This is a genomic window from Streptomyces sp. NPDC016309, from assembly GCF_043077235.1.
Classification (GTDB): Bacteria; Actinomycetota; Actinomycetes; order Streptomycetales; family Streptomycetaceae; genus Streptomyces.
In genome coordinates, this window is the sequence record NZ_JBIBSG010000004.1 from 557305 (window position 1) to 573681 (window position 16377).

Consider the following 16377-nt stretch of genomic DNA (forward strand, 5'->3'; position numbering starts at 1 on the left):
GGGGCCGAATCCGCGTCCGTTCAGGGCCTGTTCAGCTTCGGAGCGGCCCTTCGCAGACATAGTCGGAGGTCCCGGCCGACCGGTCGGACCAGATCTCCACCTCCCCGAAGGAGCAGTTCATGTCGGCGAGGTTGGTGGAGGCGGTGGCGGACCGGTCGAGCAGGAAGTGGTCGACCGTCTCGGACATGTCCCGGAAGACCCGGTCCGCGTCACCGGCGTCGCCGAGGCGGGCGGTGACCCGGCCGGTGCACACGAACCGCCGCGTCCCCGGGTCGCCGTTGTCGACGCAGCGGGGGGTGGCCGCGGTGGCCGCCGCGAAGGAGGCGCGTACGCCCTCGGCGGTGGCGTCCCGCAGCCGGTCGTTGGGGGTGTACCGGGTGTCGGGGACGAACAGGTCGTCGACCTCGGCGATCCGGGCGTCCAGGAAGGCGTCGTACGCGCGCTGCACCGCCGCGTCCCGGCCCAGCCGGTCGCGCCAGGCGTCGAAAGCGGCCGGGTCGTCGGCGCGCAGGTGCCGGTACATCTCCCGCAGCAGGGTGGGCCGTTCCGTCCACAGGTAGGTGAAGAACGTGCCGGCGTACGCGTAGAAACGGAAGCCGTCGCCCTCGTAGGTGGCGTGCAGCAACTGGTCCACGCTCATCCGGGGGCGGCCGTTCGCGGTGTCGGCGATGACGCTCCGGACCAGGGACTTGCGGGCGGCGACCCCGTCGTCACGGGTCGCGCCGGCGAAGAACTCGGCCGTTCCCTCGTCCATGGCGGTGGTGCGGTCCGCCTCGTACCAGGGTCCCTCGCCGAAGTAACCGGGCACGGCGAAGCGGCCGTTGAGGTAGTGCGTGTACTCGTGCCGGAACAGTTCCTCCAGCGTGAGCGAGGAGTCCTGGGGGACGCGGCGCTGGTAGGTGTAGAAGGTGGCGCCGCGCTCGATGTAGACACCGCCGTTGTTGGTGTCCATGCCGGTCAGCAGCGGATGGTAGTTCTCGTAGTCCGCGCGGGAGGCGTACAGGACGATGGTGAGGGCGGTGTTGGTGTCGCCCGCGAGCGGCCGGTCGGTGCCCAGCACCCGGTGGAACTGCGCCTTGACCTGCTTGCCCGCGTAGTAGAGCTGGTCGACGGTGGCCCGGTCGAGGCCGGTGCGGACCTTGACGGCCGCGTTGTCGTAGCGGTACGTGCCGGGGAAGATCTCCCGCTCGATGTCGTCCTTGCAGACGGCGTAGGGCTTGCACGCATCGTAGAAGTTCAGCCAGGACGCCAGCCGGGCCCAGGGGGCGCCGCCCCGGCCGAAGTCGCGGGCGACGGGGGCGAGGAGCGCGCCGAGGTCGGGTATGACGGTGCCGGTCAGCGGCGCGATCTGCCCGAAGCGGCCGTACTCGGCGAGGGCGTCGCGCACCACCCACTCGTTGGGCGTGCCCTTGAGGTGGGTGTAGGTCGAGAACTTCCGGAAGGCGTCGCGGTACGCGGTGTTGCGCGCGACGAGCGTGTGGAAGGCGGTGTCCTTGTTGCCCGGGTAGACGCCCAGGTAGTTGACGGACAGCGCGGCGAGGGCGGCGCCGCCCCAGGCCGGGTCCTTGTACGTGGTGGTGTGGTACCGGTCCATGGTGGCCAGCACCTTGCGGATCAGGTCGAGCTGGGAGTGGCGCAGCCCGGGGGCGCTGCCCGCGTAGAGCGCCTCGCGCAGCGACTCGGCGTTGGTGCGGGTCACGTCGAAGGAGCGGGGTGCGGTGCCGTAGGCGTACGTCGCGCGGCGCATCGCCTCGGTGGTGGGCGGGTCGGTGACGTCGATCTCGCCGCGGGAGAAGTCGTGGTAGGCCACGGCGTGAAGGTAGGTGAGCATCTCCAGCAGGTGGCTGCCGTTCCTGCCGTCGTGGGTGGCGGCGAGGGTGGTCACGCGGCGGGAGACGGCCTGGACGTGGGCGTCGGACATGACCGGGGCGAGCCGGGCGTCCCAGGTCCAGATGAGGTCGCGCAGGCAGCCGTCCGCGGTGACGGCCGGGTCGGCGAGGAAGTCGGCGAACCGCTCGGCTCCCAGGCGGGTGACATGGTCGAGGGTGCAGGCAGCGGTGTCGGCGACCGCCGAGGACGCCGGGCCGGCCGGCGTCTGCGGGCCCGGTGTCCGGAAGGCGGTCCGGCCGCCGGGGGCGGGGGCCGGGGGCACGGCCCGCCTGGGGGCCCTGGCGAGGCGTTCGACCTCGTCGTGCGGGCCGCCGGCGGTGGCCGGCGAGGCGGCGAGCGCGGTGGTGGCCGGGGCGGTGGTGGTGGCGGCCGGGCGCGGTTGCGGCGTGGACGCCCGGGCCGCCGGGGCGAGCTGGCTCGTCGCGCCGAGCGCCGTCACGGTGACGACGGCCGCCGCGAGGGCTCTGCGCAGGGGATGACTGATGGATCGCTGGGACACCTGGGCTCCTGTGTGGGAGGTGGGGAGTGGTCCGTGCAGCGGTGCGTGAACGGCGCGGTCGCGCCCCTTGAAGGGTGCATGCCACTGCCGTGTGACGTGCAACATAGTAATGTGACATTGCACTGACAACCCTTCGCGCACACCGGAGTTGGAGCCCGCCCCGGCCCCGGCGGCCGTCGGAGCGCACGACCGCCGGGGTGCCGCCGCGTCAGACGTCCGCGATCAGCGCGTACCGCTCGTCGTCCACCGGCCCTCCCCACAAGTCCGGCTCCCCGTCGAGCGGTTGCACCCGCACCTCCCCGCCGACCAGCGGCCGCACCGCCGCCACCAGCGCCTCGGCACCGATCCCGCCGCGCCAGGGCAGCCTCTCGGCACCGGCCACGTACGGCACCGCGCCCCCCGCCGCCTCGCGCCAGCGTCCCTCGACCAGCACCAGCCGCCCGCCCGGCCGCAGCCGGCCCACCCAGTCCCGCAGGGCCGCCTCCGGGTCGGGCAGGGTCCACACGAGGTGGCGGCAGAGCACGACGTCGAACCGCTCCTCCCCCGTGGGCGGGTGCGTGGCGTCGCCGGTGAGGAAACGGCCCGCCAGGCCGGCGGCGGCGAACTTGGCGCGCGCCCGCCCGGTCATGCGCGGCGCCAGGTCCACGCCGGTCACCCGGTGCCCGCGCTCCGCCAGCAGCAGCGACATCGACCCCGTACCGCAGCCCACGTCGAGGACGTCGGCCGGACCGGACGGTATCCAGGAGCGCACCAGCCGGGCCCAGGCCGCGCGCGTGGGGGCGGCGCGCATGCCGTGGTCGGGTTCGTCGTCGAAGGACTCCGCGGCGGTGTCCCAGTAGGTGGTGACGGCGGCGGTGACGGCGGCGGTGGTCGCCGTGGGGGTGGTGGCGGTGGTGGCGGTGGTGGCGTCGGCGGTGCTCGCCGCGGGGGGGGCGGCGGTGGTCGCCGCGTCGGCGGCTGCGGTGCGTGCGATGGTCATGCTCCGATGGTGCCGGATGCCACTGACAACGCCGGTCCCCCACCGGCCCGTTCCGTCCGGCCCCCGGCCCTCCGGCCGCCCTCCCCGCCGCCGCACCCGCCCGGCCCGGCCCGGGGTCAGTCCAGGACGGCGATCCCGTCGAGTTCGACCAGGGCCCGCTCGTCCCAGAGGCGGACGGCGCCGACCACCGCCATGGCCGGGTAGTCACGGCCCGCCAGGCGGCGCCAGACGCGGCCCAGTTCGGCGGCCCGCGCCCGGTAGTCGGCGACGTCCGTGGCGTAGACCGTGACGCGGGCGAGGTCGGCGGGGGTGCCGCCGGCCGCCTCCAGGGCGGCCAGAAGGTTGCCGAGGGCGGTCGCGAACTGGTCCGGCAGGGTCTCCCCCACCACCCGCCCGTCCCCGTCGAGGGCGGTCTGCCCGGCGAGGAGGACCAGCCGGGAGCCGGTGGCCACGACGGCGTGGGAGAACCCCGTGGGCGGGGACAGGTCCGCCGGGTTGACGCGTTCGAGGCTCATGTGGCGTACAGCTCCTTCGCGATGACGGTCCGCTGGACCTCGGTGGCGCCCTCGTAGATGCGCGGCGCCCGCACCTCCCGGTACAGGTGCTCCAGCAGGTGGCCGCGTTGCAGGGCGCGGGCGCCGTGGAGCTGGACGGCGGCGTCGACGACGTACTGGGCGGTCTCGGTGGCCAGCAGCTTGGCCATGGCGGCCCGCTTGGGCACGTCGGGGGCGCCGGCGTCGTGGGCGGCGGCCGCCGCGTACACCAGGAGGCGGGCCGCCTCGGTACGGGTGGCCATCTCGGCGACCTGGTGGGACACGGCCTGGAGGTCCTTCAGTACGCCCCCGAAGGCCTGCCGTTCGGCCGTGTGGGCGAGCGTGGCGTCCAGGGCGGCCTGGGCCATGCCGACCGCGAACGCCCCGACGCTGGGGCGGAAGAGGTTGAGCGTGGTCATGGCCACGCGGAAGCCCCGGTCCACCTCGCCGAGGACGTCGTCGGGGCCCACCGCTACGCCGTCGAGGTGGAGAGCGCCGATGGGGTGCGGGGACAGCATGTCGAGCCGGCTGCCGGTGAGCCCGGGACGGTCGGCGGGGACGAGGAAGGCGGTGACGCCGCGCGCCCCGGCACCCGGGGTGGTGCGGGCGAAGACGGTGTAGAAGTCGGCTTCGGGGGCGTTGGAGATCCACCGCTTCTCCCCGGCCAGCCGCCATCCGTCGCCCTCCCGCACCGCCTCCAGCGCCAGCGCGGCCGCGTCGGAGCCGGCGCCGGGCTCGCTGAGCGCGAACGCCGCGACCGCCCGGCCCGCCGTCACCTCCGGCAGCCAGCGCGCCCGCTGCCCCGGGGTGCCGGACGTGGCCACCGGGTGGGCCCCCAGGCCCTGGAGGGCGAGGGCCGTCTCCGCCTCCGTACAGGCCCGGGCCAGCGACTCGCGCATCAGGCACAGCTCCAGCGCCCCGGCGCCGAAGAGGCGCTCCAGCAGCCCCAGCTCGCCGAGCGCGGCGACCAGCGGGCGGTTGACCCGGCCCGGTTCGCCCTTCTCGGCGAGGGGCCGCAGCCGTTCGGCGGCCAGGGCACGCAGCTCGGCACACCAGGCGATCTGTGCCGGTTCGAGCGAGAATACGGGCATTCATGCCCCCTCAAAAGACATCTATCGCGGGCCGTTGACTGTCGTCACATGAACGATACGCTCGATGAGCGTTCCCACCACGCCAAGGGGGCGAACCATGGAGCTCACGCCGTCGGCCCACCGTGACACCTTCGCCAGGGACCACCTGCCGCCGCGCGAGCAGTGGCCGGACCTCGTCTTCGACCTCCCCGAGCTGCGCTACCCCGACCGGCTCAACTGCGGCACCGAACTGCTGGACCGCACGATCGAGCGCTTCGGCGCGGACCGGCCCGTCTTCCGGGACGGCGCCGGCCGGGTCTGGAGCTACGGCGAGCTGCGCGGCCGGGTCGACCGCATCGCGCACGCCCTCACCCACGACCTGGGCGTGGTGCCCGGCAACCGGGTCCTGCTGCGCGGTCCCACCACGCCCTGGCTCGCGGCCTGCTGGCTGGCCGTGATGAAGGCGGGCGCCGTCGCCGTCACCGTCCTCGCCCAGACCCGCGCCGGCGAGCTGGCCGTCATGTGCGAGATGGCCCGGATCGGCCACGCCCTGTGCGACGTACGGTCGGTGGACGACCTGGTGAAGGCGGAGGTGCCCGGGCTGCGGATCACCGCGTACGGGGGTGAGGCGCCCGACGACCTGCTGCGCCTGGCGGCCCGGCACCCGGAACCCTACGAGGCGGTCGCCACGGCCGCCGACGACGTCGCCCTGATCGCCTTCACCTCCGGGACCACCGGACGCCCCAAGGGGTGCGCGCACTTCCACCGCGACGTACTGGCCGTCGCCGACACGTTCTCCGCGCATGTGCTGCGGCCCGGGCCGGACGACCTGTTCGCGGGCAGTCCCCCGCTGGGGTTCACCTTCGGGCTCGGCGGGCTGGTGATCTTCCCGATGCGGGCCGGCGCCTCGGCGCTGCTGCTGGAACAGGCGGGCCCCGGGCAACTGCTGCCCGCCATCGCCCGGCACCGGCCCACGGTGCTCTTCACCGCGCCGACCGCCTACCGGGTGATGCTCGACGGCCTCGACGGCCATGACACCAGTTCGCTGCGCCGCTGCGTGTCGGCCGGCGAGAACCTCCCGGCGGCCACCTGGCGGGCCTGGTACGAGCGCACCGGGCTGCGCCTGATCAACGGCATCGGCGCCACCGAGCTGCTGCACATCTTCGTCTCGGCGGCCGACGACGCCATCCGCCCCGGCACCACGGGCGTGCCCGTTCCCGGCTGGCACGCGCGCGTGGTGGACGGTTCCGGCGAGCCGGTCCCGGACGGGCAGGAGGGGCTGCTGGCGGTGCGCGGACCGGTGGGCTGCCGCTACCTGGCCGATCCGCGCCAGGGCGAGTACGTCCGGCACGGCTGGAACGTCACGGGCGACACCTACGTACGCGAGCCGGACGGCTACCTGCGCTACGTCGCCCGCGCGGACGACATGATCATCTCGGCCGGCTACAACATCGCCGGCCCCCAGGTCGAGGAGGCCCTGCTGGCCCACCCCGACGTGGTGGAAGCCGCCGTGGTGGGCCACCCGGACGAGGTGCGCGGCCGGATCGTGGTGGCGTACGCGGTGCTGCGCGACGGGCTGCCGCGCGACGACACCACGGCCCAGACGCTGCGCGCGTTCGTCAAGGACCGGCTCGCCCCGTACAAGTGCCCGCGCCGGATCGTGTTCCTGGACGCGCTCCCGCGCACGGCCACCGGGAAGCTGCAACGGTTCCGGCTGCGCGCCCAGGACACGCCCGGGGACCCGCCCGTACAGTGATCACGTGGCCGAGCAGCACACCCCGCGTTCCCTGATCGTCTCCCTGTACGGCGCGTACGGGCGGACACCCGACAACGCCCCGCTGCCGGTGGCCGAGCTGATCCGGCTGCTGGCGGTGCTGGGCGTGGACGCGCCGTCCGTCCGCTCCTCCGTCTCCCGGCTCAAGCGCCGCGGGCTCCTCCAGCCGCGCCGCACGCCCGGCGGGGCGGCCGGGTACGCGCTGTCGGACGACGCGCGCCAGCTTCTGGACGACGGTGACCGGCGGATCTACGCGGCGGGCGAGCCGCACGAGGACGACGGCTGGGTGCTCGCCGTCTTCTCGGTGCCCGAGGTGGAGCGGCACAAGCGGCACCTGCTGCGCTCGCGGCTGGGCCGGCTGGGGTTCGGGACGGCGGCCCCCGGGGTGTGGATCGCGCCCGGCGCCCTGTACGAGGAGACCCGGCACACCCTCCAGCGGCTCCAGCTCGACCCGTACGTGGACCTGTTCCGCGGCGAGCACCTGGGGTTCGCCGCGACCGCGGAGGCGGTCGGCCGGTGGTGGGACCTGGCGGCGATCGCCAAGCTGTACGAGGAGTTCCTCGACCTCCACGAGCCGGTGCTGCGCGCCTGGTCGACCCGCGAGCCGTCCCCGGAGGAGGCCTACCGGGACTACCTGCTCGTCCTGGACTCCTGGCGCCGCCTGCCGTACGCCGACCCGGGCCTGCCGGCGGAGCTGCTCCCGGCGGGCTGGCCGGGCGGCCGGGCGGCGGCGGTGTTCGGCGGGCTGCACGGGCTGCTGCGGGACACCGGCGAGGGGTTCGTCAGGCGCGGGGCGTGAGCGAGAGCCGGGGTTTGGGCGCGTCGGTCCGGCCCGTCGGGGGCGTGCGGCTGCCGGCGCGGTACGGGGCCGGCCAGGGCGCGGCGGGGCCCTCGTAGCCCTGTTCGGCGGCGGCGTGCAGGGTCCAGTGCGGGTCGTACAGATGGGGGCGGGCCAGGGCGCACAGGTCGGCGCGGCCGGCCAGCAGCAGCGAGTTGACGTCGTCCCACGAGGAGATCGCGCCGACCGCGATGACCGGGACCTTCAGCGCGTTGCGGATCCGGTCGGCGTACGGCGTCTGGTACGAGCGGCCGTACTCGGGGCGCTCGTCGGGCACGACCTGGCCGGTGGAGACGTCGATGGCGTCGGCGCCGTGCTCGGCGAACGCGCGGGCGATCTCGACGGCCTCCTCGGCGGTGGTGCCGCCGGGCGCCCAGTCGGTGGCGGAGATGCGGACGGTCATGGGCCGCTCGCCGGGCCAGGCGGCGCGTACCGCGTCGAAGACCTCCAGCGGGAAGCGCAGCCGCCCGGCCAGGGAGCCGCCGTAGGCGTCGGTGCGCCGGTTGGTGAGCGGGGAGAGGAAGCCGGACAGCAGGTAGCCGTGGGCGCAGTGCAGTTCGAGCAGGTCGAAGCCGGCGCGGGCGGCGCGCCGGGCGGCGGCCGCGAACTCCTCCCTTATGTCGGTGAGCGCGGCCCGGTGCAGTGCGTGCGGGACCTGGTTGACGCCGGGGCGGTACGGGAGCGGGGAGGCGGCGACCACGGGCCAGTTGCCGGAGTCGAGGGGCCGGTCGATGCCCTCCCACATGACCTTGGTGGAGCCCTTGCGCCCGGAGTGGCCGAGCTGGACGCCGATGGCGGTGCCGGGCGACTGCTGGTGGACGAAGTCGGTGACACGGCGCCAGGCGGCCGCCTGGGCGGGGGTCCACAGTCCCGCGCAGCCGGGGGTGATGCGCCCCTCGGGGCTGACGCAGACCATCTCGGTCATGACGAGCCCGGCGCCGCCGAGGGCGCGGGCGCCGAGGTGGACGAGGTGGAAGTCGCCGGGGACGCCGTCGACGGCCGAGTACATGTCCATGGGCGAGACGACGACCCGGTTGCGCAGGGTCAGGCCGCGCAGCCGGAACGGGGTGAACATCGGCGGGGTGCCGGGCGGGCAGCCGAAGTCGCGTTCGACGGCGTCGGTGAAGCGGGCGTCGCGCAGCCGCAGGTTGTCGTGGGTGACGCGGCGGCTGCGGGTGAGCAGGTTGAAGGCGAACTGGCGGGGCGGCTGGTCGAGGTAGCCCGCCAGGTCCTCGAACCAGCGGAGGCTGGCGGCGGCCGCGCGCTGGGTGGACTCGACGACCGGGCGGCGTTCGGCCTCGTACGCGGCCAGCGCCCGGTCCAGGCTTGGCTGCTCCTCGACGCAGGCGGCCAGCGCGAGGGCGTCCTCGACGGCGAGCTTGGTGCCGGAGCCGATGGAGAAGTGGGCGGTGTGGGCGGCGTCTCCGAGGAGCACGATGTTGCGGTGGGACCAGCGGCCGGTCACGACGGTGCGGAAGGCGGTCCACGACGAGTTGTTGGACGTGAGCGGCCGGCCCTGGAGCGCCTCGGAGAAGATCTTGGCGCAGCGGGCGATGGACTCCTCCTCGCCGGCTTCGTCGAAACCGGCGGCCCGCCACACCTCCTCGCGCATCTCGATGATGACGGTGGAGGCGCCGGAGTGATGCGGCGGCCCGGAGGGCCTCGTCGAGGGGTGGTGGTCGGGCGACGGGCGGGCGTAGGGGTAGCCGTGCAGCTGCATCACCCCGTGCTCGGTCTCCGCGATCTCGAAGCGGAAGGCGTCGAAGGCGAAGTCGGCGGCGAGCCAGATGTAGCGGCAGCGGTGCCCGGTCACGTGGGGTTCGAAGACGTCGGCGTGGGCCTCGCGGGTCCTGCTGTGCACGCCGTCGGCGGCGACGACCAGGTCGTGGGTGCGGGCCAGCTCGGCCGCGGGCGGGGCCTGCTCGCGGAAACGGAGCCGTACGCCGAGCTCGGCGCAGCGCTCGTGGAGGATCTCCAGCAGCCGGCGGCGGCCGAGCGCGGCGAAGCCGTGGCCGCCGGAGGTCAGGACGTGGCCGCGGTGGACGATGTCGATGTCGTCCCAGCGGACGAACTCGGCCTGGAGGGCGGCGTGGACGGCGGGGTCGGCGTGCTCGATGCCGCCGAGGGTCTCGTCGGAGAGGACGACGCCGAAGCCGAAGGTGTCGTCCGGGGCGTTCCGTTCCCAGACGGTGACGTCACGGGTGGGGTCGAGCCGCTTGAGCAGGGCGGCGGCGTACAGTCCGCCGGGCCCGCCGCCGATGACGGCCACGCGCACGGCCGGTCACCGCCCCCGCCACTTGGGCGGCCGCTTCTCGGTGAAGGCCGCGTGGAACTCGGCGTAGTCCTCCCCGTTCATCAGGAGGGCCTGGGTGGCCGCGTCCAGTTCGACGGAGGCGGCGAGCGGCATGTCGAGCTCGGCCGTCAGCAGCGCCTTGGTCTGGGCGTGCGCGAGGGCGGGGCCGTCGGCGAGCCGGCGGGCCAGCTCGGCGGCGCGGGCGTCGGCGCCGCCTTCCCCGGTCAGTTCGCTGATCAGGCCGATGCGCTCGGCCTCGGGGGCGCGGACGGGTTCGCCGAGCATCAGCAGCCGGGTGGCGTGCCCGAGCCCGACGACGCGCGGGAGCAGGTAGGCGGCGCCCATGTCGCCGCCGGAGAGGCCGACCCGGGTGAACAGGAACGCGAACCGGGCGGAGGGGTCGGCGATCCGGAAGTCGGCGGCCAGCGCGAGGACGGCGCCGGCGCCGGCGGCGACCCCGTGGACGGCGGCGATCACGGGGAAGGGCGCCTCGCGCAGCGCCCGGACGACCTGGCCGGTCATCCGGTTGAAGTCGAGGAGCTGGGCGGTGTCCATGGCGAGCGTGGCACCGATGATGTCGTCGACGTCGCCGCCGGAGCAGAAGCCCTTCCCCTCGCCGGCGAGGACGAGGGCGCGGACGGCCCGCTCCCGGGACAGCTCGGCGAGCAGGTCGCGCAGGTCGGCGTAGGCGCCGAAGGTGAGCGCGTTGAGCTTCGCCGGCCGGGCGAGGGTGACGGTGGCGACCCCGTCGTCGACGGAGAGCCGCACATGGCGCCACTGCTCGGTGCGGGGCGCGGAGCTGGAGAACGGGCTCATGAGGTGCGGCCTCCCTCGGTCTGCCTGCGCGGATGCCTGCCTCTCGAAGCTATCACTTGTACGTGACTTCCGTCACGTAGGCGCGATACGCTGAGCGGTGACCATGTAACAGCCGTCCGTGACCGACGCAGGTCCTGTACCAGCTGTGGCACAGGTCTCCCCACGGGTGGGCGGGGGCCTCTGGTGCGGTTGGCCGCCCTACGTAAGGTGGTGGGCAGACCTCACGGGTCTCAGACGTCCCGCCGCTCCCCTCACCCCGCTCCGCACCGCCCTGCCCCCGCCGTACCCCGCTCCCCTCCCCCGCCGTGCCGCGGTCCCCGCCGCGGACCCGGCGCCCGCTTCCCCCGTCCCCGCCCCTTCCCTGCTCCCGAATGGAACCGGCTTCACCGATCGGATTCCGGCCTTGCTCGAAGCTCCCGACCCTTCCTCCTGGCGCATCGCGCTGCCGCACACCACGGCCGCGGTGCCCATCGCCCGCGCCCTGATACGGACGGCACTCGCGGATCTGGACGCGGCGGCCTACCGGGACACGGCGGAGCTGCTGACGGCCGAGCTGGTGGCGAACGCGGTGGAACACACGGCCGGCAAGGGGCCGATAGAGCTGGTGGTCCGCCTGCTGCCGAGCGGCTGCCGGGTGGAGGTCCACGACCGGGACCCCGAACCGCCGGGCGACCTGGTGCCGGAGCACGACACCCCGCCCGACCCCTGGCAGGAGCACGGGCGGGGCCTGCTGCTGATCCGTACGCTCAGCGGCGCCTGCGGGCACCGGCGCACCGACCGGGGCAAGGCCGTCTGGTTCACGCTCCCGGGGCTCCAGACCCCGTGACGGACCCGCCCGGCCCGCCCGCGGCACCGGGGCCGTCCACCGCCGCCCCGAGCCGCGAGTTGCGGCGCCCGTACAGCGCGTACACCAGCGCGCCGACGACCAGGAAGACGGCGAACTGCACCCAGGTCGTCCAGCCGGTGCCCCACATGAGGTAGAGGCACATGGCGACGCCCAGCACCGGGCTGAGCGGGTAGAGCGGCACCCGGAAGCCGCCCGGGGTGCCCGGGTAGCGGCGGCGCAGGGCGACGACCGCGATGTTGACCACGACCATGACGGCGAGCGTGCCGATGGTGGTCAGGTTCAGCACCACGTCGAGGGGGACGACGGCGGCCGGAATGGCGAAGACGCCGGCGACGATCCAGGTGTTGGCCACCGGGGTGGCCGTCTTCGGGGAGACCTTCTCGAAGACGTGCGGGATCAGTCCGTCGCGGGACATCGACATCAGGATGCGGGTCTGGCCGTACATCACCGCCAGGACGACGGAGGCGATGGCGACCACGGCGCCGAAGGCGATGACGCCCCCGCCCACGGCCGACTCGGTCACCCGGTCGACGATCAGGGAGAGCGCGGCCGGCTGGTCGGCGACCTTGTCGGCGGAGAGTGCGCCGATGGCGGCGACGGCGACGAGGCAGTAGAGCAGCGTCACGATGCCGATGCAGATCATGATCGCCAGGGGGATGTTCTTGCGCGGGTTCTTCACCTCTTCACCGGCCGTGGTGATCGCGTCGAAGCCGATGTAGGAGAAGAACGCCACCGAGGCGCCCGAGGTGACCCCGGCCAGGCCGTGGGTGGCGAAGGGCGCGAGGTTGCCCCCCTCGTAGGCGCGGAGGGCGATGGCGCAGAAGAGGACCAGGATGGCGATCTTCACGACGGCCATGACGGCGGTGGCACGGGCGCTCTCCCGGATACCCCGCACCAGGAGCACCGCGGCGAGGCCGATCACGACCACGGCCGGAATGTTGACGACGCCGCCGTCGCCGGGCGGGCTGGACAGCGCGGCGGGCAGTTGCCACCCGACCAGGCTGTCGAGGAGTTCGTTGAGGTACTGGCCCCAGCCGACCGCGACGGCCGAGACAGACACCCCGTACTCGAGCAGCAGGCACCAGCCGACGAGGAAGGCCACCCGCTCGCCGAGGGTGGCGTAGGCGAAGGAATAGGAGCTGCCGGAGACGGGAATGGCGCTGCCCAGCTCGGCGAAGGAGAAGGCGGTGAAGATACAGGTGATCGCGGCGAGGACGAAGGAGACGACGACCGCCGGGCCGGCCTCGGCGACGCTGTCGGAGAGCCCGACGAAGATGCCGGTGCCGACGATGGCGCCGACGCCGAAGCACACGAGCTGGAAGAGGCCCATGGTGCGCTTGAGGCCGTGCCCCTCGAGGTCCGCACCGGACTCGGCGATCAACTGGCTGGGGCTCTTGAGGCGGAGCGGTCCGCTGGGACGCATGGGGTGGTTCTCTTCTCTGGGCCGTGGCGTGGAACACATGCGAAGTGGGGTTCGAGCGTGCGAGCCCGAACCCCACCATGTGTCCCGATATTAACCGCCACACCGCATATACACCCAATCAGGCGTATCGCTATTCCGCTCCGGCACCCGCCCCGGCGCCGGCGGCACCGGGGCCGCTCCCGGGGGTACCGGCGCCGGCCAGTGTGGCCACCATGACGGCCTTGATGGTGTGCATCCGGTTCTCGGCCTCGTCGAAGACCACGGAGTGCTCCGACTCGAAGACCTCGTCGGTGACCTCCAGCTCGGTCAGCCCGTGGCGCTCGTGGATCTCCCGGCCGACGGAGGTGCCCAGGTCATGGAAGGCCGGCAGGCAGTGCAGGAACTTCACCCCCGGGTTACCGGTGGCCTTCAGCACCTCCATGGTCACGGCGTACGGGGCGAGGGCCGCGATCCGCTCGTCCCACACCTCCTGGGGCTCACCCATGGAGACCCAGACGTCGGTGCCGACGAAGTCGGCGCCGTGGACGCCCTCGGCGATGTCCTCGGTGAGCGTGAGGCGGGCACCGCTGGCGCCGGCCAGCTCGCGGGCGCGGGCCACGACGGCGTCGGCCGGCCAGTACGCCCGGGGCGCCACGATCCGGACGTCCATGCCCAGCAGCGCGCCGGTGACCAGGTAGGAGTTGCCCATGTTGTAGCGGCCGTCACCCAGGTACGCGAAGGCGACGTCCTCCAGCGGCTTGTCGGTGTGCTCGGTCATCGTGAGCACGTCGGCGAGCATCTGGGTGGGGTGCCAGTCGTCGGTGAGCCCGTTGTAGACGGGGACGCCCGCGTGGGCGGCGAGCTCCTCGACGATCTCCTGGGCGTCGCCCCGGAACTCGATGGCGTCGAACATCCGGCCGAGGACGCGGGCGGTGTCCTTGGCGGACTCCTTCTTGCCGATGTGCGACCCGGCGGCGTCGAGGTAGGTGGTGGAGGCACCCTGGTCGGCCGCGGCGACCTCGAACGCGCAGCGGGTCCGGGTCGACGACTTCTCGAAGATCAGCGCGATGTTCTTGCCGCGCAGCCGCTGGACCTCGGTGCCCGACTTCTTGGCGGCCTTCAGTTCCGCGGCCAGGTGGAGCAGGCCGCGGAACTCCTCGGCGGTGAAGTCCAGCTCCTTGACGAAGTGGCGGCCGGTGAGGTCGGTGGCCATGGGGCGCTCCTGGGGGTCCGGGGACGGCGACCGTGGAAGTCTATACGAATCTTCACATTAATATACGGGCGCCCTGGGGACGGACGCTGGGGCGCTGCCTCCGGTCTAGCCGGGATCGGCGTCGCGCACCACCGGGCAGCTCATGCACCGGGGGCCGCCCCGGCCTCGGCCCAGCTCACTGCCGGGGATCTCGATCACCTCGATGCCCTCCTTGCGCAGGTGGGTGTTGGTGGTGACGTTGCGCTCGTAGGCGACGACGACGCCCGGCTCCACCGCCAGCACGTTGCACCCGTCGTCCCACTGCTCCCGCTCGGCCGCGTGCACGTCCTGCGTGGCGGTCAGCACCCGGATCGCGGGCAGCTCCAGCGCCGCGGCGATGGCGCTGTGCATGTGCTGCGGCGGATGGTCGGTGACCTTGAGCGCCCGGTGCCCGTCACCGGGCTCGATGGTGTACGAGCGGAGCATGCCGAGCCCGGCGTACTGGGTGAACGTGTCGTGCGCGACCATCGTCATCACCGTGTCCAGGTGCATGAACGCCCGGCGCTTCGGCATGTCCAGCGCCACGATCGTACGGGCGGAGCCGGCCGCGAACAGCCCGCGCGCCAGCATCTCCACCGCCTGCGGGGTGGTGCGCTCGCTCATCCCGATCAGTACCGCGCCCCGGCCGATGACCAGGACGTCACCGCCCTCGATGGTGGACGGGTAGTCGTCCTGCCCCTCCGACCAGTGGTGGAAGGAGCCCGCGTCGGAGCCGGTGAAGAGCGGATGGTGCTTGTAGATGGCCTCGAAGTGGACGGTCTCGCGCTGCCGGGCCGGCCAGCGCATGGCGTTGATGGAGACACCGTCGTAGATCCACGCCGAGGTGTCGCGGGTGAACAGGTGGTTCGGCAGCGGCGGCAGCAGGAAGTCGTCCAGATCCATCACATGGAAGCGGACGGACACCGGCTCGGAGTGACCCGCCAGGAAGTCACGTTTCGTCATCCCGCCGATCAGCGCCTCGACGAGCGCGCCGGTGTCCATGCCGTCGAACACCGCTCTGATGTGGTCGGTCGCGAGCGGCCCGTACTCCTTCTCGTCGAAGACCCGGTCCAGGACGAGCTTCCTCGCCGCCGGGACCTCCAGCGCCTCACGCAGCAGGTCCCCGACGAGGTGCACCTCCACACCCCGGTCCCGCAACACGTCGGCGAACCCGTCGTGCTCCTGACGCGCCCGTCGCACCCACAGCACGTCGTCGAACAGCAGCGCGTCCTTGTTGGACGGCGTCAGGCGCTTCAGCTCGAGATCGGGCCGGTGCAGGATGACGCGGCGGAGCCGCCCGGTCTCGGAATCGACATGGAATCCCATGACTCCATCCTCACCGCGCGAGCCCCGGTTCACCCGTGCACGGCCCGACATCCCTCGTACCCCACCGGTTTCCCGGGGTCAGGCGCGGCAGCGCAGCATCTCCAGCGGCGGGTTGGCGTGGAAGTCCGCCCAGTGGTCCGCGCCGAACGCGCGCAGGCCCGCGTCGGACACCTCCAGCGGAACCCAGGCCAGCTCACGGAACCCGGCCGCCCTTAGACAGGTCTCGTAGACCTCGCGGCGCGGCCGGTTGGCGACGAACGAGACGGGCGGGTCGAGCAGGGCGGTGGTCCGCACCCGCGGTCCGGTCTCGACCTCCTCGCCGGTGAGCTCGCTGCGGAAGCCGTAGCGCTCCGGGGTCGGCCCGTCGAAGCGGAAGTCGGGCGACTGGTTGAGCAGGAACAGCTCGGCACCGGGCTTCAGACTCCGGTGGATGTTGCGGCACATCAGCTCGGTGGTGGCGATGTCCGGCGCGTAGTTGAGCAACTGGACCGCCAGGCCCACGTCGAAGGGCCGCTCGAAGGTCCGCAGCGCGGACACGTCGCCGACCTCGTAGCGCACACCCAGCGGGTCGCGCTCCTCCAGCTTCCGCGCCACGGCCACCATCTCGCCGGAGATGTCGATGCCGAGCACGTGTGCGGCGCCGCGCCGCCGGAACTCCCGGCTGTAGAAGCCGGTGCCGGAGGCGAGGTCGAGGACCGACTTCCCGCGCACGTCCCCGACCATGCGCAAGAAGCTGGGCACCACCGCGTACTGCTCCAACGGCAGCCCCTTGAAGCCCTCGTACGCCTCACCGATCTCGTCGTACTGCTGCTGCGCACTCACGTGTGCCGTCCTCCCGTGTGCGTGGTCATGCCCTCGCGACGGCCCACCGCCCCCCGG

Annotated in this window: 13 protein-coding genes; 3 read left to right on the forward strand and 10 right to left on the reverse strand. The window is 73.3% G+C overall.

Annotated elements, in window-relative coordinates; translation table 11 throughout:
• Window positions 1-31 precede the first annotated feature (31 nt).
• The 4 genes from ACF068_RS13320 to ACF068_RS13335 form a co-directional block, all read right to left on the reverse strand.
• Complete coding sequence (locus tag ACF068_RS13320) at window positions 32-2494, reverse strand: collagenase (RefSeq protein WP_392274319.1); 2463 nt, start codon at window positions 2492-2494, stop codon at window positions 32-34.
• 103 nt (window positions 2495-2597) lie between these two features.
• On the reverse strand, window positions 2598-3368 hold the full coding sequence (locus ACF068_RS13325) for a class I SAM-dependent methyltransferase (RefSeq protein ID WP_392274320.1): 771 nt from the start codon (window positions 3366-3368) through the stop codon (window positions 2598-2600).
• A gap of 116 nt (window positions 3369-3484) precedes the next feature.
• Entirely contained in the window at window positions 3485-3883 is a 399-nt protein-coding gene (locus ACF068_RS13330; protein ID WP_392274321.1) for a RidA family protein, read from the reverse strand.
• Entirely contained in the window at window positions 3880-4992 is a 1113-nt protein-coding gene (locus ACF068_RS13335) for an acyl-CoA dehydrogenase family protein (RefSeq protein ID WP_392274322.1), read from the reverse strand. The genes ACF068_RS13330 and ACF068_RS13335 overlap by 4 nt, the downstream gene beginning before the upstream one ends.
• Before the next feature lie 97 nt (window positions 4993-5089).
• Here ACF068_RS13335 and ACF068_RS13340 point away from each other — a divergent pair, with 97 nt between their 5' ends.
• Both ACF068_RS13340 and ACF068_RS13345 read left to right on the forward strand, forming a co-directional pair.
• A complete protein-coding gene (locus ACF068_RS13340) occupies window positions 5090-6727 on the forward strand; it encodes an AMP-binding protein (protein ID WP_392274323.1) in 1638 nt (545 codons plus the stop codon).
• 4 nt (window positions 6728-6731) lie between these two features.
• Entirely contained in the window at window positions 6732-7544 is an 813-nt protein-coding gene (locus ACF068_RS13345; RefSeq protein ID WP_392274324.1) for a PaaX family transcriptional regulator C-terminal domain-containing protein, read from the forward strand.
• Here ACF068_RS13345 and ACF068_RS13350 read toward each other — a convergent pair.
• Window positions 7528-9858, reverse strand: a complete 2331-nt coding sequence (locus ACF068_RS13350; protein ID WP_392274325.1) for a bifunctional salicylyl-CoA 5-hydroxylase/oxidoreductase — start codon at window positions 9856-9858, stop codon at window positions 7528-7530. The genes ACF068_RS13345 and ACF068_RS13350 overlap by 17 nt on opposite strands.
• A gap of 6 nt (window positions 9859-9864) precedes the next feature.
• Window positions 9865-10692 (reverse strand): enoyl-CoA hydratase family protein, encoded by an 828-nt coding sequence (locus ACF068_RS13355; protein WP_392274326.1) that lies wholly within the window; start codon window positions 10690-10692, stop codon window positions 9865-9867.
• A 403-nt stretch (window positions 10693-11095) separates the two neighbouring features.
• Between ACF068_RS13355 and ACF068_RS13360 the strand changes: the two genes are divergently transcribed.
• The gene (locus tag ACF068_RS13360) at window positions 11096-11518 is read left to right on the forward strand and encodes an ATP-binding protein (RefSeq protein ID WP_392274327.1); all 423 of its coding nucleotides are present in this window, start codon (window positions 11096-11098) and stop codon (window positions 11516-11518) included.
• Here ACF068_RS13360 and ACF068_RS13365 read toward each other — a convergent pair.
• From ACF068_RS13365 to ACF068_RS13380, 4 genes are all read right to left on the reverse strand, one after another.
• Entirely contained in the window at window positions 11490-12962 is a 1473-nt protein-coding gene (locus ACF068_RS13365) for an amino acid permease (protein WP_392274328.1), read from the reverse strand. The genes ACF068_RS13360 and ACF068_RS13365 overlap by 29 nt on opposite strands.
• A gap of 130 nt (window positions 12963-13092) precedes the next feature.
• Window positions 13093-14154, reverse strand: coding sequence for an ornithine carbamoyltransferase (gene argF, locus ACF068_RS13370; protein ID WP_392274329.1), 1062 nt, complete (start codon window positions 14152-14154; stop codon window positions 13093-13095).
• Window positions 14155-14259: 105 nt separating this feature from the next.
• A complete protein-coding gene (locus ACF068_RS13375) occupies window positions 14260-15498 on the reverse strand; it encodes an arginine deiminase (protein WP_392274330.1) in 1239 nt (412 codons plus the stop codon).
• Between the two features lie 78 nt (window positions 15499-15576).
• Window positions 15577-16320, reverse strand: a complete 744-nt coding sequence (locus ACF068_RS13380) for a class I SAM-dependent methyltransferase (protein WP_392274331.1) — start codon at window positions 16318-16320, stop codon at window positions 15577-15579.
• Between the last annotated feature and the right edge of the window lie 57 nt (window positions 16321-16377).

Excerpts from the sequence above, each read along its gene's own strand:
- ACF068_RS13320 (WP_392274319.1), bottom strand. The coding sequence starts at position 2,494 with ATGTTGCACGTCACACGGCAGTGGCATGCACCCTTCAAGGGGCGCGAC.
- ACF068_RS13325 (WP_392274320.1), bottom strand. The coding sequence starts at position 3,368 with ATGACCATCGCACGCACCGCAGCCGCCGACGCGGCGACCACCGCCGCC.
- ACF068_RS13330 (WP_392274321.1), bottom strand. The coding sequence starts at position 3,883 with ATGAGCCTCGAACGCGTCAACCCGGCGGACCTGTCCCCGCCCACGGGG.
- ACF068_RS13335 (WP_392274322.1), bottom strand. The coding sequence starts at position 4,992 with ATGCCCGTATTCTCGCTCGAACCGGCACAGATCGCCTGGTGTGCCGAG.
- ACF068_RS13340 (WP_392274323.1), top strand. The coding sequence starts at position 5,090 with ATGGAGCTCACGCCGTCGGCCCACCGTGACACCTTCGCCAGGGACCAC.
- ACF068_RS13355 (WP_392274326.1), bottom strand. The coding sequence starts at position 10,692 with ATGAGCCCGTTCTCCAGCTCCGCGCCCCGCACCGAGCAGTGGCGCCAT.
- ACF068_RS13365 (WP_392274328.1), bottom strand. The coding sequence starts at position 12,962 with ATGCGTCCCAGCGGACCGCTCCGCCTCAAGAGCCCCAGCCAGTTGATC.
- argF (WP_392274329.1), bottom strand. The coding sequence starts at position 14,154 with ATGGCCACCGACCTCACCGGCCGCCACTTCGTCAAGGAGCTGGACTTC.
- ACF068_RS13375 (WP_392274330.1), bottom strand. The coding sequence starts at position 15,498 with ATGGGATTCCATGTCGATTCCGAGACCGGGCGGCTCCGCCGCGTCATC.